The sequence below is a fragment of the Kitasatospora phosalacinea genome (assembly GCF_000716545.1).
GTDB lineage: Bacteria > Actinomycetota > Actinomycetes > Streptomycetales > Streptomycetaceae > Kitasatospora > Kitasatospora phosalacinea.
The window spans coordinates 25,708-48,832 of sequence record NZ_JNWZ01000022.1 but is presented as its reverse complement, the minus strand read 5'-3'; the positions used below and the strand labels follow the sequence as shown (position 1 = coordinate 48,832).

20 protein-coding genes and 2 tRNA genes are annotated in these 23,125 nt (G+C 74.1%); 12 read left to right on the top strand and 10 right to left on the bottom strand.

From position 1 onward, the window contains the following. The first annotated feature begins 3 nt into the window (after nucleotides 1-3). The 5 genes from OO48_RS13750 to OO48_RS13730 are packed head-to-tail and all read left to right on the top strand — an operon-like array spanning nucleotide 4 to nucleotide 4,274. The gene (locus OO48_RS13750) at nucleotides 4-762 is read left to right on the top strand and encodes an ABC transporter ATP-binding protein (RefSeq protein ID WP_051732105.1); all 759 of its coding nucleotides are present in this window, start codon (nucleotides 4-6) and stop codon (nucleotides 760-762) included. After that, entirely contained in the window at nucleotides 759-1,493 is a 735-nt protein-coding gene (locus tag OO48_RS13745; protein ID WP_033215720.1) for an ABC transporter ATP-binding protein, read from the top strand. Before OO48_RS13750 ends, OO48_RS13745 begins: the two co-directional genes overlap by 4 nt. Continuing rightward, nucleotides 1,490-2,356: a branched-chain amino acid ABC transporter permease gene (locus OO48_RS13740; protein ID WP_033215718.1), complete on the top strand. Its 867-nt coding sequence runs from the start codon at nucleotides 1,490-1,492 to the stop codon at nucleotides 2,354-2,356. The genes OO48_RS13745 and OO48_RS13740 overlap by 4 nt, the downstream gene beginning before the upstream one ends. Further along, nucleotides 2,353-3,423 carry a branched-chain amino acid ABC transporter permease gene (locus tag OO48_RS13735; protein ID WP_051732104.1) on the top strand — a complete coding sequence of 357 codons (1,071 nt, stop codon included), beginning with the start codon at nucleotides 2,353-2,355 and terminating at the stop codon, nucleotides 3,421-3,423. The genes OO48_RS13740 and OO48_RS13735 overlap by 4 nt, the downstream gene beginning before the upstream one ends. Continuing rightward, nucleotides 3,420-4,274 carry an alpha/beta fold hydrolase gene (locus tag OO48_RS13730; protein WP_033215716.1) on the top strand — a complete coding sequence of 285 codons (855 nt, stop codon included), beginning with the start codon at nucleotides 3,420-3,422 and terminating at the stop codon, nucleotides 4,272-4,274. The genes OO48_RS13735 and OO48_RS13730 overlap by 4 nt, the downstream gene beginning before the upstream one ends. On the opposite strand, the gene OO48_RS13725 is transcribed toward OO48_RS13730, so the two are convergent. Both OO48_RS13725 and OO48_RS13720 read right to left on the bottom strand, forming a co-directional pair. Continuing rightward, nucleotides 4,271-5,530 carry a polysaccharide deacetylase family protein gene (locus OO48_RS13725; protein ID WP_033215711.1) on the bottom strand — a complete coding sequence of 420 codons (1,260 nt, stop codon included), beginning with the start codon at nucleotides 5,528-5,530 and terminating at the stop codon, nucleotides 4,271-4,273. The genes OO48_RS13730 and OO48_RS13725 overlap by 4 nt on opposite strands. A 263-nt stretch (nucleotides 5,531-5,793) precedes the next feature. Beyond that, entirely contained in the window at nucleotides 5,794-6,408 is a 615-nt protein-coding gene (locus OO48_RS13720) for a hypothetical protein (RefSeq protein ID WP_051732103.1), read from the bottom strand. Between the two features lie 458 nt (nucleotides 6,409-6,866). Here OO48_RS13720 and OO48_RS13715 point away from each other — a divergent pair, with 458 nt between their 5' ends. After that, entirely contained in the window at nucleotides 6,867-7,970 is a 1,104-nt protein-coding gene (locus OO48_RS13715; protein WP_033215709.1) for an LLM class flavin-dependent oxidoreductase, read from the top strand. Between the two features lie 12 nt (nucleotides 7,971-7,982). Here the strand turns inward: OO48_RS13715 and OO48_RS13710 are convergent, their stop codons facing one another. The 3 genes from OO48_RS13710 to OO48_RS13700 all read right to left on the bottom strand — a co-directional run bounded on the left by OO48_RS13710 (nucleotide 7,983) and on the right by OO48_RS13700 (nucleotide 11,689). Further along, on the bottom strand, nucleotides 7,983-8,954 hold the full coding sequence (locus OO48_RS13710) for a phosphotransferase family protein (protein ID WP_033215707.1): 972 nt from the start codon (nucleotides 8,952-8,954) through the stop codon (nucleotides 7,983-7,985). Nucleotides 8,955-8,990: 36 nt separating this feature from the next. Next, nucleotides 8,991-10,874 (bottom strand): putative bifunctional diguanylate cyclase/phosphodiesterase, encoded by a 1,884-nt coding sequence (locus OO48_RS13705; protein WP_033215705.1) that lies wholly within the window; start codon nucleotides 10,872-10,874, stop codon nucleotides 8,991-8,993. Nucleotides 10,875-11,263: 389 nt separating this feature from the next. After that, nucleotides 11,264-11,689: an OsmC family protein gene (locus OO48_RS13700; RefSeq protein ID WP_033215703.1), complete on the bottom strand. Its 426-nt coding sequence runs from the start codon at nucleotides 11,687-11,689 to the stop codon at nucleotides 11,264-11,266. 300 nt (nucleotides 11,690-11,989) lie between these two features. Here OO48_RS13700 and OO48_RS13695 point away from each other — a divergent pair, with 300 nt between their 5' ends. The 3 genes from OO48_RS13695 (at nucleotide 11,990) to OO48_RS13685 (ending at nucleotide 13,476) form a co-directional block, all read left to right on the top strand. Next, nucleotides 11,990-12,316: a chorismate mutase gene (locus tag OO48_RS13695; RefSeq protein WP_033215701.1), complete on the top strand. Its 327-nt coding sequence runs from the start codon at nucleotides 11,990-11,992 to the stop codon at nucleotides 12,314-12,316. Nucleotides 12,317-12,428: 112 nt separating this feature from the next. Continuing rightward, the gene (gene lepB / locus OO48_RS13690) at nucleotides 12,429-13,103 is read left to right on the top strand and encodes a signal peptidase I (RefSeq protein WP_245194636.1); all 675 of its coding nucleotides are present in this window, start codon (nucleotides 12,429-12,431) and stop codon (nucleotides 13,101-13,103) included. A gap of 73 nt (nucleotides 13,104-13,176) precedes the next feature. Further along, nucleotides 13,177-13,476, top strand: coding sequence for a YciI family protein (locus OO48_RS13685; RefSeq protein ID WP_033215699.1), 300 nt, complete (start codon nucleotides 13,177-13,179; stop codon nucleotides 13,474-13,476). A gap of 18 nt (nucleotides 13,477-13,494) precedes the next feature. On the opposite strand, the gene OO48_RS13680 is transcribed toward OO48_RS13685, so the two are convergent. The 5 genes from OO48_RS13680 to OO48_RS13660 form a co-directional block, all read right to left on the bottom strand. Beyond that, nucleotides 13,495-14,493 (bottom strand): EamA family transporter, encoded by a 999-nt coding sequence (locus tag OO48_RS13680; protein WP_033215694.1) that lies wholly within the window; start codon nucleotides 14,491-14,493, stop codon nucleotides 13,495-13,497. Nucleotides 14,494-14,533: 40 nt separating this feature from the next. Next, entirely contained in the window at nucleotides 14,534-16,825 is a 2,292-nt protein-coding gene (locus OO48_RS13675) for a transglycosylase domain-containing protein (RefSeq protein WP_051732101.1), read from the bottom strand. A gap of 246 nt (nucleotides 16,826-17,071) precedes the next feature. After that, nucleotides 17,072-17,145, bottom strand: a tRNA-Lys gene (locus OO48_RS13670). A gap of 133 nt (nucleotides 17,146-17,278) precedes the next feature. Next, a tRNA-Lys gene (locus OO48_RS13665) sits at nucleotides 17,279-17,352 on the bottom strand. Nucleotides 17,353-17,425: 73 nt separating this feature from the next. Then, on the bottom strand, nucleotides 17,426-18,184 hold the full coding sequence (locus OO48_RS13660) for a bestrophin-like domain (RefSeq protein WP_245194635.1): 759 nt from the start codon (nucleotides 18,182-18,184) through the stop codon (nucleotides 17,426-17,428). An 875-nt stretch (nucleotides 18,185-19,059) separates the two neighbouring features. On the opposite strand from OO48_RS13660, the gene OO48_RS13655 reads away from it, so the two are divergent. The 3 genes from OO48_RS13655 to OO48_RS13645 all read left to right on the top strand — a co-directional run bounded on the left by OO48_RS13655 (nucleotide 19,060) and on the right by OO48_RS13645 (nucleotide 23,114). Continuing rightward, a complete protein-coding gene (locus OO48_RS13655; protein WP_033215692.1) occupies nucleotides 19,060-20,226 on the top strand; it encodes a low temperature requirement protein A in 1,167 nt (388 codons plus the stop codon). Between the two features lie 2 nt (nucleotides 20,227-20,228). Further along, nucleotides 20,229-20,864, top strand: coding sequence for a pentapeptide repeat-containing protein (locus OO48_RS40660; protein WP_280842402.1), 636 nt, complete (start codon nucleotides 20,229-20,231; stop codon nucleotides 20,862-20,864). Nucleotides 20,865-21,062: 198 nt separating this feature from the next. Beyond that, the gene (locus OO48_RS13645) at nucleotides 21,063-23,114 is read left to right on the top strand and encodes a phosphocholine-specific phospholipase C (RefSeq protein WP_033215690.1); all 2,052 of its coding nucleotides are present in this window, start codon (nucleotides 21,063-21,065) and stop codon (nucleotides 23,112-23,114) included. The last annotated feature ends 11 nt before the right edge of the window (nucleotides 23,115-23,125 follow it).

The following is a 23,125-nucleotide window of genomic DNA, read 5'->3' as shown; positions in this document are numbered from 1 at the left end:
GGCATGGCCGCCCCCGCCCCGGTCCTGCGGCTGGACGGCCTCGGCTGGTCCGTCCGCGGCGTCCCGATCGTCCGGGACGTCAGCCTCGACGTCGCCGAGGGCGAGTTCGTCGCCTTCATCGGCCCGAACGGGGCGGGCAAGACCTCCCTGTTCAACCTGGTCTCCGGCATCCACCCCGCCACGCACGGGACGCTGCACCTGGACGGCGCCGACATCACCGCCCTCCCGGTGCCCGCCCGGGCCCGGCGGGGCCTGGGCCGGACCTTCCAGACCTCCTCGCTGTGGCCCGGCCTCACCGTCGCCGACCACGTCCGCCTCGCCGCCCAGGCCGCCGCCGGACCGGGCGCCTCCTACCGGATCTGGCGGCGCGCGAGCCGCTACCGGCAGCAGGTGGAGCGGACGCTGGAGCGCACCGGCCTGGCCGACCGCGCCGACCACCTCGCCGGCTCCCTCTCGCACGGCGGCAAGCGCAAGCTCGAACTGGCGGTGCTGCTGGTCGGCGAGCCGCGGCTGATCCTGCTGGACGAGCCGATGGCCGGGGTCAGCGCCGAGGAGGTGCCCGCGCTGGTCGAGCTGATCCGCTCCGTCCACCGGGAGCAGGGCCGCACCGTCCTGATGGTCGAGCACCACATGGACGTCCTGCTCGGCCTGGCCGACCGGCTCGCCGTGATGCACCACGGCACCCTGCTCGCACTCGACACCCCCGACGCCGTGATGGCCGACGCCACCGTCCAGGGGGCCTACCTCGGGGAGGCGCTGTGAGCCTGCTGACGGTCCGCGACCTGAGGGTGGTGATCGACGGACTGCACATCCTGCACGGGGTGGACCTGGACGTCGCCGCCACCGGCGTCACCGCCCTGCTCGGCCGCAACGGCGCCGGCAAGACCACCACCGTCAAGGCCGTCATGGGACTCGTCCCGCGCACCGGCACCGTCACCTTCGACGGCACCGACATCGGCCGGCTCCCCACCCACCGGGTGGTCCGCCGGGGCATCGGCTACGCCCCCGAGGACCGCGGCGTCTTCGCCCACCTCAGCGTCGCCGAGAACCTGCGGCTGGCCGAACGCGACCCCCACCCCGCCTACGACCTGGTCCACGAGCTCTTCCCCGAGCTGGAGCGGCGCCGCGGGCAGCCGGCCGGCACCCTCTCCGGCGGGCAGCAGCAGATGGTCGCCATCGCCCGCACCCTGCTCAACGGGAACCGGCTGATCATCGCCGACGAACCCACCAAGGGGCTCGCCCCGAAGATCGTCACCGAGGTCGCCGACGTGCTCGCCCGGGCCGCCGAGACCGTCCCCGTCCTGCTGGTCGAGCAGAACCTCGCCCTGGTCCGCCGGGTCGCCGGCCACTGCGCCGTCCTCGCCGACGGCCGCACCGCCCACCAGGGCGACGCCCGCGCCCTGCTCGCCGACGAGGACGCCGCCCGCCGGCTGCTCGGCGTCGGCGCCCACCGGCCCGCCGCGCCCGCCGCTCCCGAGGGGGGACCCCGATGAACACCGTCGTCCTGCTCACCTGCACCGGACTCGGACTCGGCGCACTGTACTTCCTGATCGCCTCCGGCCTCTCGCTGATCTTCGGCCTGATGGACGTGCTCAACTTCGCCCACGGCGCGCTGCTCTCCATCGGCGCCTACGCCGCCTGGTGGGCCGCCACCGACGGCGGCCTGGGCTTCTGGCCGGCCGTCCCGTTCGGCGTCCTGGTCGGCACCGCCGCCTCCGTGCTGCTCGAACTCGCCCTGATCCGCCCGCTGTACGCCCGCCCCCGCGACCAGATCCTGGCCACCGTCGGCGTCGGGCTCGCCCTGCCCGCCCTGATCACGGGCGTCTGGGGCTCCGACGCCCGCCCCTTCCCGCAGCCCGCCGCGCTGTCCGGCACCGTCGACCTGCTCGGCGCGGCCGTCCCGGTCAACCGCTTCGTGCTGATCGCCGCCGCCCTCGCCGTCCTGCTCCTGCTGCGGCTCTTCCTGGCGAGGACCCGCTACGGCCTGATCGTGCGGGCCGGCGTCGAGGACCGCGCCATGGTCACCGCCCTCGGCATCGACGTCCGCAGGGCCTTCACCCTGGTCTTCGCCATCGGCGGCGCCGCCGCCTCGCTCGGCGGAGCCCTGGCCGGCCTCTACTTCGGCTCCGTCAACCCCTCCCAGGGCACCGGCCTGCTGGTCTTCGCCTTCGTGGTGGTCGTGATGGGCGGCATGGGCTCGGTCACCGGCGCCGCCGTCGCCTCGGTCGGCGTCGGCCTCGTCCAGCAGTTCGCCAACTACTACACGGCAGCGGGCCTCGGCGACCTCTCCGTGGTCGTCCTGCTCGCCGTCCTCCTGCTCGTCAAGCCCCGCGGACTCACCGGGAGACTCGCGTGACCACCCACCTCAAGCGCTGGTGGCCGCTGGCCCTGCTGCTCGCCCTGGCCGCCGCGCCGTACAGCGCCCTGCCGCTGCCCGGCCTGCTCGACGGGCCGCTCGGCAGCCCCGGCAGCCTGCAACTGATCGCCCTGTGCCTGCTCTACGGCGGCCTCGCCACCGGCTACGACCTGCTGCTCGGCCGCACCGGGCTGCTCTCCTTCGGCCACGCCCTCTACTTCGCCACCGGCCTGTACGCCACCGACCTGGCGATGCTGGAGTTCGGCCTCGGCTTCGTCCCGGCCGCGCTGCTCGGCACCGCCTGCTCGGTCCTGCTGGCCCTGGTCCTGGGCGCGGTCTCGCTGCGGGTCACCGGCATCGGCTTCTCCATGGTCACCCTCGCCTTCGCCCAGGCCGGGGCGATCCTGGTGCAGCGCAACCCCGGCGGGTACACCGGCGGCGAGGAGGGCCGCTCCGCCCCCGCCGAACACCTGCCGGACGCGCTGATCGGCATCCAGAACACCGCCAACCTGTACTGGATCGCCCTCGCCTACCTGGTCCTGGTGCTGGCCGTGGTGCACTGGACGGTCTCCTCGCCCACCGGCCGGGTCTGGGCCGGCATCCGGGAGAACGAGCGCCGGGTCGAGGTGCTGGGCCTGCGCCCGTACGGCTTCAAGCTCGTCGCGTTCACCGTCTCCGGCGCGCTGGCCGGCGCCGGCGGCGTGGTGTACCTGCTGCTCACCGGCGGCGCGACCCCGCAGGCCGCGGGCTCCGACGCGACGCTCGCCCTGCTGGTGATGGTGGTGCTCGGCGGCTCCGGCACCCGCTGGGGGCCGCTGCTCGGCGGCGTCCTGTACACCTGGGCCGCGCACCGGCTCGGCGACCTCGCCAACTCCGGCTCCGTCGCCGAACTGCCCTCCGTGCTGCGGGTTCCGCTCTCCCAGCCGCTGTTCCTGCTCGGTACGCTCTTCGTCGCCGTGGTCCACCTGCTGCCCGGCGGCCTCGCCGCGCTCCCCGCCCGACTGCGCCCCGGCCGGGCCGCCCGGGCCGCCGCCCCCGTCACCGCCGTACCGGAAGGCGCCGCATGACCAGCCCCCAGCCCACCGCCCTGACCGTCCCCGTCGACGGCGGCGGCCTCGCCGTCCTGCACTGGCCCGCGACCGTCCCCGACGCGCCCGTGGTGGTCGCCGTGCACGGCATCACCGCCAACGCGCTGGCCTGGGCCGCCCTGGCCCGGCTGCTCGACGGCCGGGTCTCGCTGTACGCCCCCGACCTGCGCGGGCGCGCCGCCAGCCGCGACCTGCCGGGCCCCTGGGGCCTGGCCCGCCACGCGGAGGACGTCGCCGCGCTGGTCACCGCCCTGGACGCGGGGCCGGTCCGGCTGGTCGGCCACTCGATGGGCGCCTGGGTCTGCGCCCTCACCGCGACCAGGCACCCGGGCCTGGTCGGCGCGCTCACCCTGGTCGACGGCGCCGTCACCTTCCCGCTGCCGCCCGGCGTCAGCGAGCAGGACGCGCTGGCCGCCGTCCTCGGCCCGGCGCTGGCCCGGCTCTCGATGACCTTCCCCGACCGCGAGGCGTACCGCGCGTTCTGGCGGGCCCACCCCGCGTTCGACCCGTGGACCGCCGAACTCGACGCCTACACCCAGCGCGACCTGGTCGGCGAGGCCCCCGAGCTGGTCTCCTCCTGCGTCCACGAGGCGATCACCACCGACGGCGCCCAGGTCCTGCTCGACCCGGAAGCCGCCGGCGCGATCCACCGCCTGACCGTCCCCACCCGCTTCCTGTACGCGCAGCGCGGCCTGCTGGACGAGCCCCAGGCCCTCTACGACCCCGACCGGCTGGCCGCGGCGAAGGTCGGGCTCCCGGCCGAGCTGGTGCCGGACACCAACCACTACTCGATCATCCGGTCGGAGAGGCTGGCGGCGGCGCTGCTCTAGGACCCGAGGAAGGTCTGCCAGCCGCCGGCCGGGGCCTGGCCGACGTTGAGGGTGCGCAGCTTGCGGAGGGTGGACTGGTCCTGGGCCTCCAGCCAGTCGACGAGCTGCCGGAAGGAGACCAGGCGGACGTCGGGCTTGTCGGCGATCCGCTTGATGGTCTCCTCGACGGCGTCCATGTAGATGCCGCCGTTCCACTGCTCGAAGTGGTTGCCGACGAAGAACGGGGCGCGGTTGGTGGTGTAGGCGCGCTCGAAGCCGGCCAGGTAGGAGTCGCGGGCCTGGTCGCGCCACTGGGCGTACTTGCCGGGGTCGCCCTTGGTGGAGCCGCCGGACTGGTTGGCGAGGATGTTGTAGTCCATCGACAGGACCTGGAAGTTGTGGCCGGGGAAGGGGATGCCCTGGAGGGGGAAGTCCCAGATCTTGCCGTCCTGGACCTTCTGCGGCCAGATCTGCAGGCCGCCGGGGGAGCTGGCGTCGTACTTCCAGCCGAGTTTGGCGGCGGTCGGCAGCAGGGCCTTCTGGCCCTCCAGGCAGGGGGTGCGGCCGCCTATCAGCTCCTTCTTGTAGTCGAAGGGCAGCGGGTCGACGTCGGTGAAGCCGGTGTTGGTGCGCCACTGGGTGACGAAGGACACCGCCTGCTGGATCTCGCTCTCCCAGTCCTCGGGGCTCCACTTGTTGACGCCGTTGTGGTCGGAGCGGGTGGAGCAGAAGTGCCCGTTGAAGTGGGTGCCGATCTCGTGGCCGGCCAGCCAGGCCTGGCTGATCAGCTTGATGGTGTTGCGCACGGCGTTGTCGGAGAGGAAGGGGATGTCCGAGGCGCCGACCGGGTGCTGCGGCGGGTGGTAGAGCGAGGACTTCTCCTTCGGCAGGGTGTAGATGCCGGAGAGGAAGAAGGTCATGCTCGCCTTGTGCTCCTCGGCGAGCTTGAGGAAGCGGGTGAACTGGCCGTCGTCGGTGGCGCCGGCGCCGTCCCAGGAGAAGACCACGAACTGGGGCGGGGCCTCGCCGGGCTTGAGCTTCTCGGCAGTGGGCTGGTGCGGCTGGACGCCGGTGTCGGCGGTGGAGCCGTCGCCGAGCGGGGTGGCCTTGACCGTCGGCTGCGTCGAGCCGGAGCCGCCGGCCGAGGAACCGGCCCCGTCGGAGCCGGGCCGGTCCGCGGTGCCGCCCCCGCCTCCGCCGGAGCAGGCGGCGACGGCGCCGAGGGCCGCCGTGGCCGCGGTGGCGGTCAGCACTGTCCTGCGCGAGATGGTGCTCATGGTCTCCCCTGCCACGTGGGCGCGATCAGAAGGACCCCCGGACGCCGACGCGCGGCCCCGGAGGTCAACTACTGGCAAAATCGGACAATTTGACGGTATTGCCACCCAAGGATGGCATGCCCGAGGGAGCCGGTCCAACGCCGTCCGCCCTCAACCGGTCATCACGCGGTAAAGCTTCGGGCGGATCCCGCCGGGGGCCGCCTGTTGCCGTTCTGGGACAGAGAACGCCGAGGTCGCGGGCGCGCCCGCGACCGCCCGCCGGGCTACTCGGCCTCGACCAGGGCGCCCAGCCGGCGCCGCCGCCGGACCAGCTGCACCACGGCCGAGCTGATCACGGTGGCCGCCAGGCAGGAGATCGCGAAGCTCAGCCACGCGGTGTCGAACCAGTGCTGGTTGAGCCAGCCCAGGCTGACGATGTACGCCGCCCACACCACGGCGGCCACCGCCGACCAGCGCAGGAAGGTCCACGGCCGGTGGTTCGTGGAGTGGCCGACCGCCACGTCCAGCACCGTCCGCCCGGCCGGGACGAAGCGCGCGATGATCACGATGGCCGCGGCGGCCCGACTGGTGGTGCGGCCGGTGAGCGCCCGCTGCACCCGCTCGACGCTCGCGGCCAGCCGGGGCCGGCGGGCCAGCCCGCGGTGCACGGCGGGTGCGCCGCGCCGGGCCAGGTTGAGCAGCAGCAGGTCGCCGAGGAAGGAGGCGACGGCGACCCCGGCGGCCAGCAGCAGCGGCGAGCCGCCCACCTGCCCGGTCTTCAGCACGGCCAGGATCACCAGCGTCCCGCTGGGCAGGAACGGCAGGAAGGCGTCGCCGAGGACGGCGGCCAGCGCCAGTGCGCAGTACCAGGCCGGTCCGACGATGGCGTTCGGGTCCACGGTGTCTCTCCCTCCAGCACGCCCGGGGGGAGCAGCTGCAACGGGGGACAACGCTAGCGCGGGCAAATTTCATGGCATGAAGCACCCCCGTGTGGCATACCGCACACGGGCCCGGACACGGCGAGAGCCCCCGGGCGGGGTGCCGCTCCGAGGGCTCGTGGGATCGAACGGCGCTGGTCTAGCCCGCCGATCTGTCGCTGGTGCGCGGAGCCGGTACGTGTTCCGCGCCGATCACCAGACTGCCTCATCCGGAGCCCCGGTTCGACCCCCGGACCTGGCGACTTCTCGCTGTGGCGTGAAGTCGCCACGCTGCGTTGCCTGCTGGTGGCCCGTCAGGGACGGGCCCGGCGCGTCGCGGCCGGGCGGGCGGCGGGCGGCGGGAACAGGCCGGACGGCGCGCCGGTTGTGCTCCCACGAACGCCCGGGCACCCGGCCGGGGCAGCAGGAGGACGCACCGCATGAGCACCGCACCGGAGCCGACCGCCCCCGGGACAGTCCCGGGCACCGACACGGCCGCCGCCGAGGACCGGATCCGCGGCCGGGCCGCGGGCCGCGCCCCCGCCCCGCTGTCGATCCTGGACCTCGCCACCGTCGGCGCCGGCCACACCGCGGGCGAGGCGCTCGCCGCGACCACCGAGCTGGCCCGGGCCGCCGAGGGCTGGGGCTACCACCGGTTCTGGGTCGCCGAGCACCACGGCATGCCCGGCGTCGCCTCCTCGGTGCCCGCCGTCCTGCTCGCCCACCTCGGCGCCCACACCACGACGCTGCGGCTCGGCTCCGGCGGCGTGATGCTGCCCAACCACGCCCCGCTGGCGATCGCCGAGCAGTTCGGCCTGCTGGAGGCCCTGCACCCGGGCCGGATCGACCTGGGCCTGGGCCGCGCCCCCGGCACCGACCAGGCCACCGCCCGGGCGCTGCGCCGCGGCCTGGCCGACGGCGCGGAGGACTTCCCGCGCCAGCTCGCCGAACTGCGGCACTTCCTGGACGGCGAGTTCCCGCCCGGCCACCCGTACGCCCGGCTGGAGGCGGTGCCGCGCTCGGCCTCCCGCCCGCCGCTGTGGCTGCTCGGCTCGTCCGGTTTCAGCGCCCAGCTCTCGGCCCGGCTCGGGTACCCGTTCGCGTTCGCGCACCACTTCAGCGCCGCCAACACCGTCCCCGCGCTCGACCTGTACCGGGACGGCTTCACCCCGTCCGAGGTCCTGGCGGAGCCGTACGCGCTGATCGGGGTCAGCGCGGTGGCCGCCGAGAGCCGGGAGCGGGCGCTGTGGCTGGCCCGGTCGGCGGGGCTGGGCATGCTGCGGCTGCGGCAGGGCCGCCCCGGGCCGATCCCGACGCCGGAGGAGGCCGCCGCGCACCCCTACACCCTCGCCGAGGAGGACTTCCTGGAGTCCTGGCTGGCGAACGTGGTGCTCGGCACCCCGGCGGAGGTCGCCGAGGGCCTGGAGGCGCTGCGGCGGCGCACCGGGGCGGACGAGCTGATGGTCACCTCGCACATCCACGGGCACGGGAACCGGCTGGCGTCCTACGGGCTGATCGCCGAGGCGTACGGGCTCACCGGCTGAGCCCCGCCGGTCTCACCCGCCGAGTTCCGCCAGCACCGCCAGCTGCTCGGTGACCCGCCCGGCCGACCAGCCGTCCACCCAGGCCGCGAAGTCGCCGGTGTACGCCCGGGGCACGGCCTCGATCCGCATGATCAGCGCCAGGTAGGTCCGGTACAGCGCGAGCCGGGCCCGCCCGGCGGCGTCCACCGCGAAGGACGGGTCGACCGAGCGGTAGCCGGAGACGAAGTCCGCGTCCAGCTCGGCGGCGCCCAGCGGGTCCAGGCCGACCAGTTCGGCCAGCGGGTCGCCGAAGAACGCCCGCTCGCCGTCGATCACGCCGGTCAGCTCCCAGCCGCCGTCCGGGCCGGGGGTGAGCAGCAGGTTGCCCTCCCAGGCGTCGAAGTGCACCAGGGCCGGGCGGCGGACCTCGGCCAGGGCGGCCGCGAAGCGCTCCGGCAGGGCGCGCAACTCCTCGACCGGGGCGGGCAGTTCGACGCCGTAGCGGTCGGCGTCGGCGAGCAGCGCGCCGAACATCGCGGCGAACGCGGTCGGCCAGCTGTCGGCGGACAGGCCCGGCCCGGGCTGCGGGTAGCCGTAGCGCTCCCCGGTGGCCCGGGCCACTCCGGCGGCCCAGGCGCCCAGGGTGCGGCGCAGCCCGGCCCGGTCGGCGTCGGAGATCCGCTCGCGCAGGCTGTCCCAGGTGGTGCCCTCCACGTAGCCGAGCAGCAGCCACTCGCGGGTGCCGGCGTCCCCGTCCGGGTCGTGGTGCAGCACCCGCGGGACGGTCAGCCCGGCGTCCGCCGCCAGCGAGTGGAACAGCCGCTCGGTGCCCAGCAGTCCGTGCTCGTGCGCCAGGCCGGGCGTGCCGGGCGGCGGCGCGCACTTGAGCACCAGCCGCCGTCCGTCGCTGAGTTCGAGCAGCCGGGCGGCGTTGTACAGGCCGCCCGCCATCGAGGTCTCGGACACCACGCTCGCCCCGTCGAGCACCGCGTTCACGCGTTCCACCGGCCTGATCCCCTCCGCACCCAGAACCCCGCGGCGCTACCGCCGCGGTTGGTCACGGAGTATCGCGGCGATCACCTCGGGTCCGCCAGGGCGGGCGTAGTACCAGCCCTGGGCGGTGTCGCAGCCGGTCTGGCGCAGCCGTTCGGCCTGGGCGGCGTTCTCGATGCCCTCGGCGGTGACGGTCAGGCCCAGGGCGTGCGCCAACTGCACCATCGCGCCGACGATCTGCTCGTCGGCGGCCCGCCGCCGGCCGTCCGCGCCGGGCGCGGACTCGCGGAACGCCTCGATGAAGGTGGCGTCCAGCTTGAGCGCGTGCACCGGCAGCCGGGACAGGTAGGCCAGGTTGGAGTACCCGGTGCCGAAGTCGTCGATGGCGATCCGCACGCCCGTGTCGGCCAGCGCCTGCAGGGCCTGCAGCGGACGGCCGCTCGGGCCCAGCAGCGCGCTCTCGGTGATCTCCAGTTGGAGCAGCCGGGCGGGCAGCCCGGTGCGCTCCAGCACCTCGGCGACGTCGGCGACCACGTCGGAGTCCCAGATCTGCCGGGGCGCCAGGTTGACGCTCACCAGCACCGGCTGCTCCGGGAACCCGTCCAGCCACTGCCGGGCCTGGCGGCAGGACTCCTCCAGCACCCACTTGCCCAGCGGCACGATCGCCCCGGACTCCTCGGCGAGCGGGATGAACCGGTTCGGCGGCAGCAGCCCGTACCGGGGGTGCCGCCAGCGCACCAGCGCCTCCGCGCCGCGCACCGCGCCGTCGGCCAGGCCCACCAGCGGCTGGTACTCGACGGTGAACTCGCCGCGCTCCACGGCCGGGCGCAGCGCGGTGGCCAGCTCGTGCCGGGTCAGCTGGTCGGCGCCCCGGTCGCGGTCGTACAGCGTCCAGCGGGCGCGGCCGTCCGACTTCGACCAGTACAGCGTCGAGTCGGCGTCGCGGATCAGGTCGGTGGGGGTGGAGCCGCGCACCGGGCGCTCCACCACGCCGATCGACGCGGTCACGGTCAGCCGGTGCCCGGCCACCTCGAAGGGCCGCTCCAGGGTGGCCATCAGGGCGGCGGCCAGCCGGGTCAGCTGCTGGTGGCCGGCGCTCTCGGTGACCAGCACGGCGAACTCGTCGCCGCCCAGCCGGGCCACCAACTGCCCCTGTTCCCGGGCGAAGCCGTGCTCCAGGCGGGCGGCGACGGCCACCAGCAGTTGGTCGCCGACGTGGTGGCCGAGCGTCTCGTTGATGGCCGCGAAGCCGTCCAGGTCGACGTAGCACAGTCCGATCCGGCGCTCGCCGCCAGGCACCGGGCCGTCCGGGCCGGCCGGCTTGAACGCGGCCTCCAGCCGCTCGTAGAACAGCGTCCGGTTGGGCAGCCTGGTCAGCGGGTCGTGGGTGGCCTGGTAGAGGAGCCGGTCGCCGAGCTGCCGGCGCTCGGTGATGTCCTCGACCATGACCAGCGTGTAGTAGGGGTCGCCGGCGCCGTCGCGGATCAGCGAGACGGTGACCCGGCCCCAGACCTCCCGCCCGCCCCGGTGCTTGAGCCGCTTCTCGGCCCGCATCCGGTCGCGCTCGCCGCGCACCAGCTCGCGGTAGCGGCGGCGGGACGGTTCCTCCGGGTCGATGATCTGGTGGATGTGCATGCCCGGGAGTTCGGCGACCTCGCGGCCCAGCATCGCCGCGAACACCGGGTTGCCCTCGATCACCAGGTCGTCGGAGCCGATCAGCGCCATGCCGATCCCGGCGTCGGAGAACGCGGCCCGGAACCTGGACTCGCTGGCCCGCAGGGCGGCGGCCAGCCGCTCGGCCTCGGTGTCCGGCGGGGCGCCGCAGGCGGCGCACGGGGCGGATCCGCTGGATCCGGCTCCGGCCCCCGGGCGCGGCGCTTCGGGCCGCCCACTCCGATGGTGTGCGTCGGTCCCGAGGTTCCGGCCCGGCACGGCACGCTCCCGTCCGCTGCTGCCACTGGTCGCGCCGGTCACCCCTCACGGACGGCGCCCGGCCAGGCGGCCCGCGCCCGCTCGGCGGCCCCGGCCGGTGGCAGGGGAGCAAGTCGGCGGCCTCGGGCCACGCCCGCCGATCATAGGCCGCCGGTGTAACTGTCCGCGACCGCCGCCAGGGTGATTGGCGATATCTGTCCGCAGATGCCCGTTACGTTCTGTGCGAATTCGGGCGCGATCCGACCGAAGGGTGGGACGGCGGCCCGGGAACGGACGGCAAAACCCCCGGTGGGCGCCGCAGGGACACCCGCCGGGGGAGCGCACCGTCACTCACGCGCCGTGACCGGGCGTGCGCGCGGGGCGGACCGGCCGGGCGGCCGGACGGGGGATCAGGCCAGGCTCGCCGACAGCGTGATGGTGGTGCCGGACAGCGCCTGGCTCACCGGGCAGTTCGCCTTCGCGTCCTCGGCGGCCTTCACGAAGCCCGCCTCGTCCAGGCCCGGCACCGTCCCGACCACGGTCAGGTGGATGCCGGTGATGCCGGTGCCCGGCTGGAACGTCACGTCCGCCTTGGTCTCCAGCTTGGTGGGCGGGGTGCCGGCGCCGGTCAGGCCGTGCGAGAGCGCCATCGAGAAGCAGGACGAGTGCGCGGCCGCGATCAGCTCCTCCGGGCTGGTCTTGCCGTTCGCGGACTCGGCCCGGGACGGCCAGGACACCGGGAACTCGCCGACGCCGGAGGAGTCGAGGGTCACCAGGCCCTTGCCGTCGAGCAGGTTGCCCTCCCACTCGGTGTGCGCGGTGCGGGTCGTCGCCACGATCAGGTACCTCCCATGAGAAGCGGACAGCGGTCGTCGAACTGCTGTACCGGCGACCGGACTTCCGGCCCCGGCCCGCCCAGCCTACGGCCCGCACCGCGCCCCGGTGGGCGAACGCCGCGCGGAGCGCCGCACTCCGCCGCCGCCCGCCCCGGGAGCGGCCCGCGGGCCGCTCCGAACGCCGTCCCACATGCCGGAACGCGCAGGTGATCGGCGCGGGCGCGGCCTGCCCGCCCTGTTAGATTGGCCGTTCGCCGCGCCCGAGCGCCCACCCGTAATCCCGCATCGGAGCCATCCCACATGACGGACCAGCCCACCCCCTCCCCGGCGGGGATCGACGACGCCGTGCGAGCCGAGCTGACCCGCCTGCGCGAGTCCATCGACAACATCGACGCCGCCGTCGTCCACATGCTCGCCGAACGCTTCAAGGCCACCCAGCAGGTCGGCCGGCTCAAGGCCGAGCACCAGCTGCCCCCCGCCGACCCGGCCCGCGAGCGCCGCCAGATCAAGCGCCTGCGCGAACTCGCCCTCAGCGCCAACCTCGACCCGGTGTTCGCCGAGAAGTTCCTCAACTTCATCATCGCCGAGGTGATCAGGCACCACGAGGCCATCGCCAAGGAAGCCTGACCCGCTCGCCCGCCCGGGTCGTCCGATCCGGGTGAGAGCCCGATTTCGCGCTGCCCCCGGCTCGGGTTAGCGTGCTGTCCTTGCCAAGGAGGCGGTGTCGGTGTCGGTGGCGGTGACCGAGGGACCCACGCAGGAGCGGCGCCCGCGCAGGCGGCGGCCCTGGTACGTGGAACTGCCCGTGATGATCGCGATCGGCCTGGTCGTCGCCGTGCTGATCAAGACCTGCCTGTTCCAGATGTTCTCCATCCCGTCCGGCTCGATGGAGAACACCCTGCAGGTCGGCGACCGGGTCGCGGTCAACAAGTTCGCCACGCTCACCGGTTGGGACCCGGAGCCCGGCGAGCCCGTGGTGTTCAAGGACCCGGGCGGCTGGCTGCCGCCCGCCCCGCAGAGCGGCAACGCCTTCACCCGCGCCGTCCACTCCGGCTTCAGCGCCGTCGGCCTGCTGCCGCCCGGCGACGACTACCTGGTCAAGCGGGTCATCGCGGTCGGCGGCCAGACCGTCGCCTGCCACGGCAGCACGCTCACCGTCGACGGGCGGACCGTGACCGAGCCCTACCTGCACCCCGGCGACGACTCCTGCTCCGGCATCGACTTCGGCCCGCTCACCGTCCCCGCCGACCACGTCTGGGTCGAGGGCGACCACCGCAGCGACTCCGCCGACTCCCGCTACCACCGCGACGGGCCGGACGGCGGATCCGTCCCGGTCGCCGACCTGGTCGGCCCCGCCAGCGCCGTGGTCTGGCCGCTGAACCACTTCACCTGGTTCGGCTGGACCGGCCGCTGAGCCCGGTCCCGGGCCCAACTGGTCGCCGCCGCCCACGAGTCGGGCCCGGTCCGGCCGGGCGTACGATGACCGGGTGTTCATCCTCGAACTGACCTACACCGCCCCGCTGGAGCGCGTCGACGCGCTGCTGCCCGCGCACATCGCCTGGCTGGAGCGGCACTACGCCGCCGGCACCTTCCTCGCCTCCGGCCGCAAGGTCCCCCGGGACGGCGGTGTCATCCTCGCCGTCGCCCCCGACCGCTCGGCCGTCGAGGCGATCGCCGCCACCGACCCCTTCGTCCCGGCGGGCGTCGCCGACTACCGGATCACCGAGTTCCTCGCCACCACCGTCGCCCCGGTGCTCGCCGCCCACCGGGAGTCGCTGCCGTCCTGACGGCCGCCCGCCGTCCGCTCACTCCCGGCTCGCCGACTGCGCGGCGAACGCGCCCGCCAGGACGAGCGCGCCGCCGGCCAGCTGCGGGGCGCCCAGGTGCTCGCCGAGCAGGAACCAGGCGAGCACGGTGGCGACCACCGCCTCCAGGTTGGCGACCACGCCCGCGACCGGCGGGGACAGGTGCTGGACGGACACCACGCCGGCCAGGTAGGCCAGCACGGTGGCGACCAGCACCATCCACAGCGCCGGGACGAGCGCGGGCAGCCGGTGGCCGTTCATGGCGACGGAGCGGCCGAGCAGCGACCAGTCGGCCTCCCAGGGCCGGGTGAACGCGGTGAGCAGGACGGCGCCGATCAGCAGGCCGTACGCGGACACCGCCAGCGGGTCGACCGGGCGCTCGCCCCGGCGGCCCGCGTCGGCGAGCACGAAGTAGCCGACCTGGCAGCAGGCCGCGCCCAGCGCGAACAGCACGCCCAGCGCGTCGAAGGACAGGCCGTTCCACGCCTCGACCACGCAGGCCAGGCCGGCCACCGCGACGCCCGCCCCGGCCGTCGCCCGCCGGGAGACCGGCCGGCGCTGCACCAGCCGGACGTAGGCGATCAGCAGCGGCGGGCCCAGGTACTCGATCAGCAGGGCGACGCCCACCGGGATCCGCGAGATCGCCGCGAAGTAGCAGGCCTGCACGCCCGCCACGGCCAGCAGCCCGAACCCGAGCAGCAGTCCGGGCCGCCGCAGCACCGCGTCCCGGTGCCGCCAGGCCACCGGCAGCAGCACCAGCGCCGCCCCGGCGGCCCGCAGCCACACCGTGTGCGCGGGGGAGAGGCCGGCCTCGATCAGCGGCTTGGCCGCCGTCCCCGACCCCCCGAAGGCGAACGCCGACACCAGCGCCAGCCCCAGCCCGAGCGAGACCGCCCGCCGACCGGCCGGAGACCGGCCCGGGGCCGGTTCCGGGGCCGGGAGGGGAAGGGGCGACGGGGCGTCCACGGGAACGGCGGAGGGGTCCGAGCTGCTGCGCATCGCCGCATTGTGCCAGCTCGGACCCCTCCGCCGTAAGGTGTCAACCCGCCTGTTGGTCCTGATTGCCGAGCAGGCCGCCGGCCCCGCCGATGTCCGGGGCGCTGCTCCCGGACGGGCTGCGGTCGGCCCCGCCACTGGGCCGGGCGGAGGGGGTGCGCGAGGGCCACCGGCCGTCCTCGCCGCCGGTGTCCGTGCCGGTGCCCGTTCCCGTGCTCGTGCCGGCGCTGCCGCTGGGCCGGGCGGAGGGGGTGCGCGAGGGCCGGTCGTCCGTCGCGGACGGGGCGGGCGAGACGCCGACGCCGTCCGTCGGGGACGGGCTCCCGCTGGGCCGGTCCGAGGCGCTCGGCGTCGCCGGCGGGGTGCTCGCCGCCGGGGCCCTGGTCGGCCCGGCGAAGTCGCTGACCGGCTGCCCGGCCAGCGCCGACTTCATGTACGCCGTCCAGATCTGGGCCGGGTACCTGCCGCCCGCCGCGCTGCCGGTGCCGCCCACGCCGTCCAGGCTGACCTGCTTGCCGGTGCCCGGCTCCTGCCCGAACAGGCCGACCACGGTGACCAGCTCGGGGGTGTACCCGGCGAACCAGACCGACTTGGAGTCGTCCGTGGTGCCGGTCTTGCCGGCCACCGGGCGGTTCAGCGCGGCGGCCCGGTAGCCGGTGCCGCCCTGGTCCTCGACGACGCCCCGCAGGATCGCGGTGGTCGCCCGGGCGGCGTCCTTGGAGATCGCCCGGGTCGCCTTGTGCTCGGGCAGCGCGACCTGCTCGCCGCCCAGCTCCAGGCCCTTCACCAGCCACGGAGTGATCTGCTGCCCGTCGTTGTCCAGGGTGGCGTACACCCCGGCCAGGTCCAGCGCGCTCGGGGTGGCCGCGCCCAGCGGGATCGACGGCACGGCCTTGAGGCCCGGCGTGTCGTCGGGCAGGCCGAGCGCCACCGCGGTGGCGCGCACCTTCTCCAGCCCGGTGTCCTGCGCGAGCTGCGCGAACACCGAGTTCACCGACCAGTCGGTGGCCTGCTGGAGGGTGATCTGCCCGTACGAGTGCTCGCCCTCGTTCGGCGGTGCGTACGGGGTGCCCTTCGCGCCGCGCACCGGTCGCCGGTTGGTGCCGTCGTACACGGTGTCGGCGCCGATCCGCTCGCCGGACTGGGTGCGCGCCCCGGAGTCCAGGGCGGCCGCCAGCGCGATCGCCTTGAAGGTGGAGCCCGCCTGGTAGTCGGTGCGGGTGGCGTTGTCGATCCAGTGCTTGGTGGCGTCCGCGCCGCCGTACAGCGCCAGCACCTGCCCGCTCTTCGGGTCCACCGACACCGCGCCGGCCTGCGCCGCCGCGTCCGCCTTGCGGCCGTCCGGCTTGAGGTTGGCGGTCAGCTGGGCCTGCACCGCGTCCTGCAGCTGCTGCTGCTTCTTCGAGTCGACGGTCAGCGTGATGGTGTACCCGCCCTGGGCGAGCTGCGCGTCCGAGACGATGCCGCGGTCGGCCAGGTACGAGGTCGCCGCGGTCACCAGGTAGCCCGCCTGCCCGGACAGGCCCGGCGCGGACTTCGGCGCCAGCACCTCCGGGAACGCGGTCTGCCGCCGCTCCTCGGCGCCCAGCCACTTCTTCGCCACCATGCCGTCCAGCACGTAGTTCCAGCGCGCGACGGCCTTCTGCTTGCCGGCCTCGCTCGCCGAGGACACGTCGAACGCGCTCGGCGCGTTCAGCAGCGTCGCCAGGTAGGCGCCCTGCGCGGCGGTCAGCTCGCTCGCGTCCACCCCGAAGTACGCCTGCGCGGCGGCCTGGACGCCGTACGCGCCGCGGCCGTAGTAGGAGGTGTTCAGGTAGGAGGAGAGGATCTCGTCCTTGTTCAGGGTCGCGTCGACCTTGATCGCGATGAAGACTTCCTTCACCTTGCGGCTGACGGTCTGCTTCTGGTTCAGGTACGCGTTCTTCACGTACTGCTGGGTGATGGTCGAGCCGCCCTGGGTGGAGCCGCCGGAGGCGGTGTTGAACGCGGCCCGGGCCATGCCCTTGAGGTTGACCGCGCCCTCCGAGTAGAAGTTGCGGTCCTCGGCGGCCAGCGCGGCGTGCTGCGCCTCGGGGGAGACCTTCTCCAGGGGGACGTTCTGCCGGTTGGTCTGGCCGGTGCGGGCCAGCACCGAGCCGTCCGAGTACAGCCAGGTGTTGGACTGGGCGGTGGCGGCGGCGTGCGCGTCCGGCACCTTCACCAGGGCGATGCCCAGGGCGAACAGCCCGACTCCCAGCAGCAGCGACCCGGCCAGCCCCAGCAGGGTGATGCGCCACGTGGGTATCAGCCGGCGCCAGCCGGTCCGTTTCCTGCGCTCACGGGGCTTTCGAGGCAACGGAGACCTTCCCGCAGGCCCCGGACGGGCTGCTCGCTCGGGCGACGGCGTGAACCTCGCCAGCCTGACTGATCGACTTGTCAGATGTTAGGGTCCTATGTCCCATTTCTCCTAAGACGATCTTTAAATCCCCCTTAGCTTCGCATCCTCCCACTTCTCAACGAGCGTGCCGCGCAAGGGACATGGCGCCAAGGCCGGAAAACGACGAAGGCCCCTCGCTCTCGCGAGGGGCCTTCGACCTGTCTGTGCGCCGCCAGGGACTCGAACCCCGGACCCGCTGATTAAGAGTCAGCTGCTCTAACCAACTGAGCTAGCGGCGCGTGCTGACCCGGAGAACACTACACGCTCCCCGACCTGCGGTGAAACCGGGTTTCCGGGCGGGCCCCGGAGCGCCCGCCCGGGCCGCCGCCGAAACGCCGAGAGCCTCCCCGGAGGGAGGCTCTCGACCGTCTGTGCGCCGCCAGGGACTCGAACCCCGGACCCGCTGATTAAGAGTCAGCTGCTCTAACCAACTGAGCTAGCGGCGCCTGCTGACCCGGAGAACACTACACGCCCGGGCCCGTCCGCCGAAATCGTGACGGCCCGGACACGCGGCGTCGCTCACCGGGGCGGCGGCAGCCGGCTCAGGAACACCTCGAAGGCGGTCGGCTTGACCGCGTTCGCCCCGTCGAACGGGTAGTTCATCTCCTTGATCGTGATCAGCGAGAGCGCGATCAGCCCGGCCAGGCTGAGCACCATCGCCAGGTGCGCCCAGGTGTTGGACAGCCCGAACAGGAAGGTGAAGGCGACGGTGACGACCGCGCCGGCGACCAGCGCCGCCCACAGCAGCGGCGGCACGCAGTCGGCGATCAGGTTCAGCCGGGCCCGCCGCTTGCTGGCCAGGCCGTCCACGTGCTGGATCACGTTCTGGTAGATCGCCGACTGCTGCTCCCCCTGCGGGTCGAAGGAGAGCGCGGTGTCGCGGATCTTGTACATCAGCGCGGTCGCCGCCGGGTCGCTGTGGTGGTCGGCCATCTCCGCCCACTCGGTGTCCACCACGGCGTGCGCGTAGCCGAGCGTCAGCCCCTCCAGCTGCGCGCCCTCGGGCAGCGGCATCTGCCGGGACATCCAGTACACCCCCGCCAGCTCGTCCGCCTCCTCGAAGGTGGTCGCCTTCGCGGTCGAGGCGTTCTCCCACACCACGATCACCACGAACGCCACCAGCACCGCGTAGAACGCCCCCACCGCGGCGAAGATGAACCCCGCCACGTCGTTGCAGTTCTCCCGGGCCGGGACCGGCGCGTACTTCTGCACCAGCAGCATCCCCGCCGCGGCCCCGACCAGCGTGCCGACCATGATCACCGCATCGGTCCAGTTCACGACGCCCCCCGCTGCCCTCGGTGCACGACTGTACGCATACGGTCATCACACCGCGCGCCCCGGGCCCGGGCGACCGGAGCTAGTCCCAATGCCACGGCCCCCACCCGCCCCGGGGCCCGGCGCGAGCCCGTGCGAAGCCCCCCGGCCGGAGACCGCACCGGCCTCGCCGCGGGCGAGGGCGGGATCGCCCCCGCCGCCCCCGCCGCCCCCCCGGGCGCCGGGAGGAGGCGCCGGACGGTTCGGGCGCCGCGCCGGGGGAGCGGGTCGAGCTCTCCGACTGCCGGGGCGAGGCGGTCCTCGTCCGGGGCGGCGGCCCGCGCCTTCGGCGGCCGGGCCTCCGATGTCATCGAGTCCATGATCCGGCCGGTGCTCGTCGGGCCGGCGCCCGGCGCGCCCTGAGGGCCCTGAAGGCCCTGAAGGCCCGGTCCGGCGGGACGGGCGTCCCGCCGGCCGGACCGTCCGTGGTGCGGGGCGCCGGGCGGACGCCGGGCGACGCCGTCGGGCGGCGCGGTGATCACGAGGAGTTCGGGTCCTGCGGTCCACGGGATCCGACCCCGTGCCCACCCTCGTCCTTGACCTTCCGCGTCGCCCGCGAAGCGCCCTCGTCGTCCGTCCATCCGCTGAGGAATCTATCGGTGGAAAACGGACAGAAGGTGCAATCGACGCAACACGCGCCGAAACCGCCCAAGTTGTCACCCGGATCGCGCACCGTGGCGTCAACTCTGCCTGACATCTCATCAAATCGGGTGTAATCGGTACAATCGGCGTGCCGCGTACGGTGCGTGCGCCGCCGGCGCCGGGCTGCCAGGATCTCCGGTGTCCAACTTCCCTGCCGCGTCCGCCCCCTGCCGCGCGGCCCGCCCGAAGGCAGAGCGATGAACACCGCCCCCGACCCCTACCGGCCGGTCCGCCGGATGCTGGCCCGCGACCGGGGCGAGTCCCACCGGGTCTCCACCCCGCTTGAGTTGTTCTTCGATCTGTGCTTCGTGGTCGCCATCGCCCAGGCCGGCCGCGAACTCGCCCACGCCCTGGCCGAGGGCCGCGTCGTCCACGCGCTCACCGGGTTCGCCATGGCGTTCTTCGCGGTGTGGTGGGCCTGGATGAACTTCACCTGGTTCGCCTCCGCGTACGACGTCGACGACGTCCCCTACCGGCTGACCGCCCTGGTGCAGATCACCGGCGTGCTGGTGCTCGCGGCCGGCGTCCCGCGGATCTTCGAGGACCAGGACCTGACGCTCGCGGTGGCCGGGTACGTGCTGATGCGCCTGGCCATGGTCACCCAGTGGCTGCGCGCCGCCCGCGGCGAGAGCGGCCCGGCCCGCACCTGCGCGCTGCGGTACGCCGCCGGGATCACCGCCGTGCAGGTGTTCTGGGTGGTGCTGCTGCTCCTCCCGCACGGCACGCAGGGCCCGCTGTTCCCGGTCGGGGTGCTGGCCGAACTCGCGGTCCCGGTCTGGGCCGAGAAGGACGAGCAGACGCCCTGGCACCGGCACCACATCGTGGAGCGCTACGGCCTGTTCACCATCATCGTGCTCGGCGAGACGGTCGCCGCCGCCACCGTCGCCATCCAGACCGCCCTGGACGAGCACCGGGCGGTGTCCGAGCTGCTGCCGATCGCCGGCGGCGGGCTGCTGATCTGCTTCGGCGCCTGGTGGATCTACTTCGCCGACGACGGCCACGGCCACCTGCGCGGCAACCGGCAGGCGCTGCCCTGGGGCTACGGCCACTACCTGGTCTTCGCCTCGGCCGCCGCGATCGGCGCCGGGCTGGAGGTCGCGGTCGAGCGCGCGGTCGGCGCCGCGGACATCTCGGCCCGGGCCGCGAGCGCCGCCGTGACCGTTCCCACCGCGCTGTTCCTGTTCAGCGTCTGGGTCCTGCACGCGCGCCACCACAAGAGCCGCGCCGCCCAGCCGGTCCTGCCGCTGACCGCGCTGTCGGTGCTGGCTGCGACCCTGGCCGGGGAGGCCGGTGTGCCGATCGCCGGTCTCCTCGTGGCGCTCGCCGTCGCCACCGGCCTGGCCCTGTCCGCGAAACGGAGTTGACCGTGCGACTCGAAGACCTCCCCCACGCCCACCTGCTGCAGCGCCACACCGGCCCGCTGCGCCCCGACGCCCGGTACGACACCGTCCACTTCGACGGCCTCGCGCTGACCGGGCAGTTCGGCGGCGCGCACTTCCTGGAGTGCGCGTTCACCGGCGTGCGGGTCGAGGAGTCGAGGCTGCGGCGGGCCGGGTTCAACGAGGTGTGGATGAGCGGCGGCCGGATGGTCGGCGTCGACCTCGCGGAGAGCGAGTGGCAGGACAGCGAGGTCGACTCCACCGTGCTGGCGGGCATCTCCGCGTACGGCTCGGCGATCCGCCGCACCGTCTTCCGCCGGTGCAAGCTGGAGGCGGTCAACCTGCGCGGCGCGGTGCTGCGCGACGTGGTCTTCGAGGACTGCCTGCTGCGGGACGTCGACCTCTCCGACGCCAAGCTCACCGACGTCTCCTTCCCCGGCAGCACGCTGGACGAGGTCCGCCTGCGCGGCGCGGCCCTGAAGGGCGCCGACCTGCGCACCGCCGCGAGCCTGGGCCTGCCCGACGGCCACCTGGGCCTGCGCGGCGCGGTCATCTCGACGGCCCAGCTGCTCGACCTCGCACCGCAGTTCGCCCACGCCCTGGGGATCACGGTGAAGGACTGAGAGCGGTTCCCCGGCGGCGCGCCCGCCCGGCCGCCGGAGAGTTCACCTCCCGGCCGCCGTTTCGGCCTCCGGTGAACAGTCCGCCAATCCTCGTCCCCACCCCGTGACCTGACGGCCCGTCCTGCGTGAGGATGCTCGGCGTTCGACACGAAGGTGTCTGGACAACACCACCAGCAGCCGATGGGACGGTCGGGTCGGATGGCAGAGCTGAGTCGTAGGAAGTTCATGGCGTTGTCGGCGAGCGCGGCCGCCGGTGCGGCGGTCGCGGGCACCGCGGCGGGGGCGGGGGCGTCACCCGCCGCGGCGGCCGCCGCGGGGGCGACGGGCACCCTCGCCGACGCCCGGCACATCGTGATCCTGATGCAGGAGAACCGCAGCTTCGACCACTACTTCGGCATGCTGAAGGGCGTGCGCGGCTTCGCGGACCGCGCGACCGTCCAGCTGCCGGGCGGCTACAGCGTCTTCAACCAGCCGAACCTGCTGGGCCGCCAGTACCCGTGGCAGTTCTCCGCGACCAAACCGGCCGGCGGCGCCGACCCGGAGCGGCTGGCGCAGTGCAACGGCGACCTCGCGCACGGCTGGAGCGACCAGCACAAGGCGTGGAACAACGGGAAGATGGACTCCTGGGTCGCCGCCAAGGGCAACGTCCGCACCCTCGGCTACCTGACCCGGGCGGACATCCCGTTCCACTACGCGCTGGCCGACAACTGGACGGTCAACGACGCCTACCACTGCTCGGTGCTCTCCGCGACCGGCCCGAACCGCACCTACCACTGGTCCGGCCAGATCGACCCGGCGGGCACGGCGGGCGGCCCGGCGTACGACGGCGGCGACGAGTCGGGCCTGAAGTGGCAGACGTACGCGGAGGCGCTGGAGGCGGCCGGGGTCAGCTGGAAGGTCTACCAGAACGCGTCCGACAACTACGGCGACAACGCGCTCGCGTACTTCACCGAGTTCTCCGGGGCCCCGGCGGGCAGCGCGCTCGCGGTCAAGGGCATGGGCTCGGTGCCGAAGGCGACCGGCCGGACCCCGGACGACATCGTCGCCGCGATCAGGGCGGACGTGCTGGCGGGGACGCTGCCCCAGGTGTCCTGGATCGTCCCGGACCAGGCGTCCTCCGAGCACCCGTACGCGACCCCGGCCGACGGCGCGCACTTCGTGCACGAGGTGATGGACGCGCTGAACGCCGACCCGGCCGTGTTCGACTCCACGATCCTGTTCCTCAACTACGACGAGAACGACGGCTTCTTCGACCACGTCCCGCCGCCGGTCGCCCCCGCCGGCACGGCCGGCGAGTTCTACAACGGCGTCAACATCGGCCTGGGCTTCCGCGTCCCGATGATCGCGATCTCGCCGTGGAGCCGCGGCGGCTGGGTCTCCTCGGAGACCTCCGACCACACCTCGGTGCTGCGCTTCCTGGAGAAGTGGACGGCCGCCGTCGGCAGGCCCGCGACCTGTCCGAACATCTCGGCCTGGCGGCGCAAGGTCACCGGCGACCTGACCGGCATGTTCGACTTCGCCGCCCCGGTGTACGGGATGCCCGCGCTGCCCGACACCTCGCAGACCATCGGCCTGGCCGCCTGCGGCCCGCTGCCCAACCCGGCGCCGGTCGACAACCGGCTGCCGGTGCAGGAGCCGGGCACCCGCCCGGCCCGGGCGCTGCCGTACCAGCCGGTGGTCAACCTGGACCACCTGGAGTTCGGCTCCGGCGGGGTGACGAAGGTGTGGATCGCGATGGCCAACCAGGGCAGCGCGAGCACCCACTTCGCCGCGTACGCCAACGCCCACCGCTCCGGCGGCCCGTGGCAGTACACCGTCGACCCGGCCGGTTCCACCAGCGACTTCTTCAACTGCGGCACCGGCTACGGCGCGGGCGAGTACGACCTGACGGTGGTCGGCCCCAACCGCTTCCTGCGCCGCTTCACCGGCGACGCCACCGCCGCCGGCAAGACCGCCGCCGTCACCGCGACGTACGCGCCCGCTCCGGACACCGGCAAGCTCGCGCTCTGGTTCAAGCTGGCCAACGGCGGCAGTTCGGCGGTGACCTTCACCGTCACCTCCCACGCGTACCGCACCGACGGCCCGTGGACGTACACCGTCGCGGCCGGGGCGAGCACCAGCGACCACTTCAACGCGGTGGCGTACACGGGCGGCTGGTACGACTTCACGGTGACGGTCAGCGGCGACGCGAGCTGGTCGCAGCGGTTCACCGGCCACCTGGAGACCGGCGCGCCCTCGGTCTCCGGCTGAACGGAAGCCCT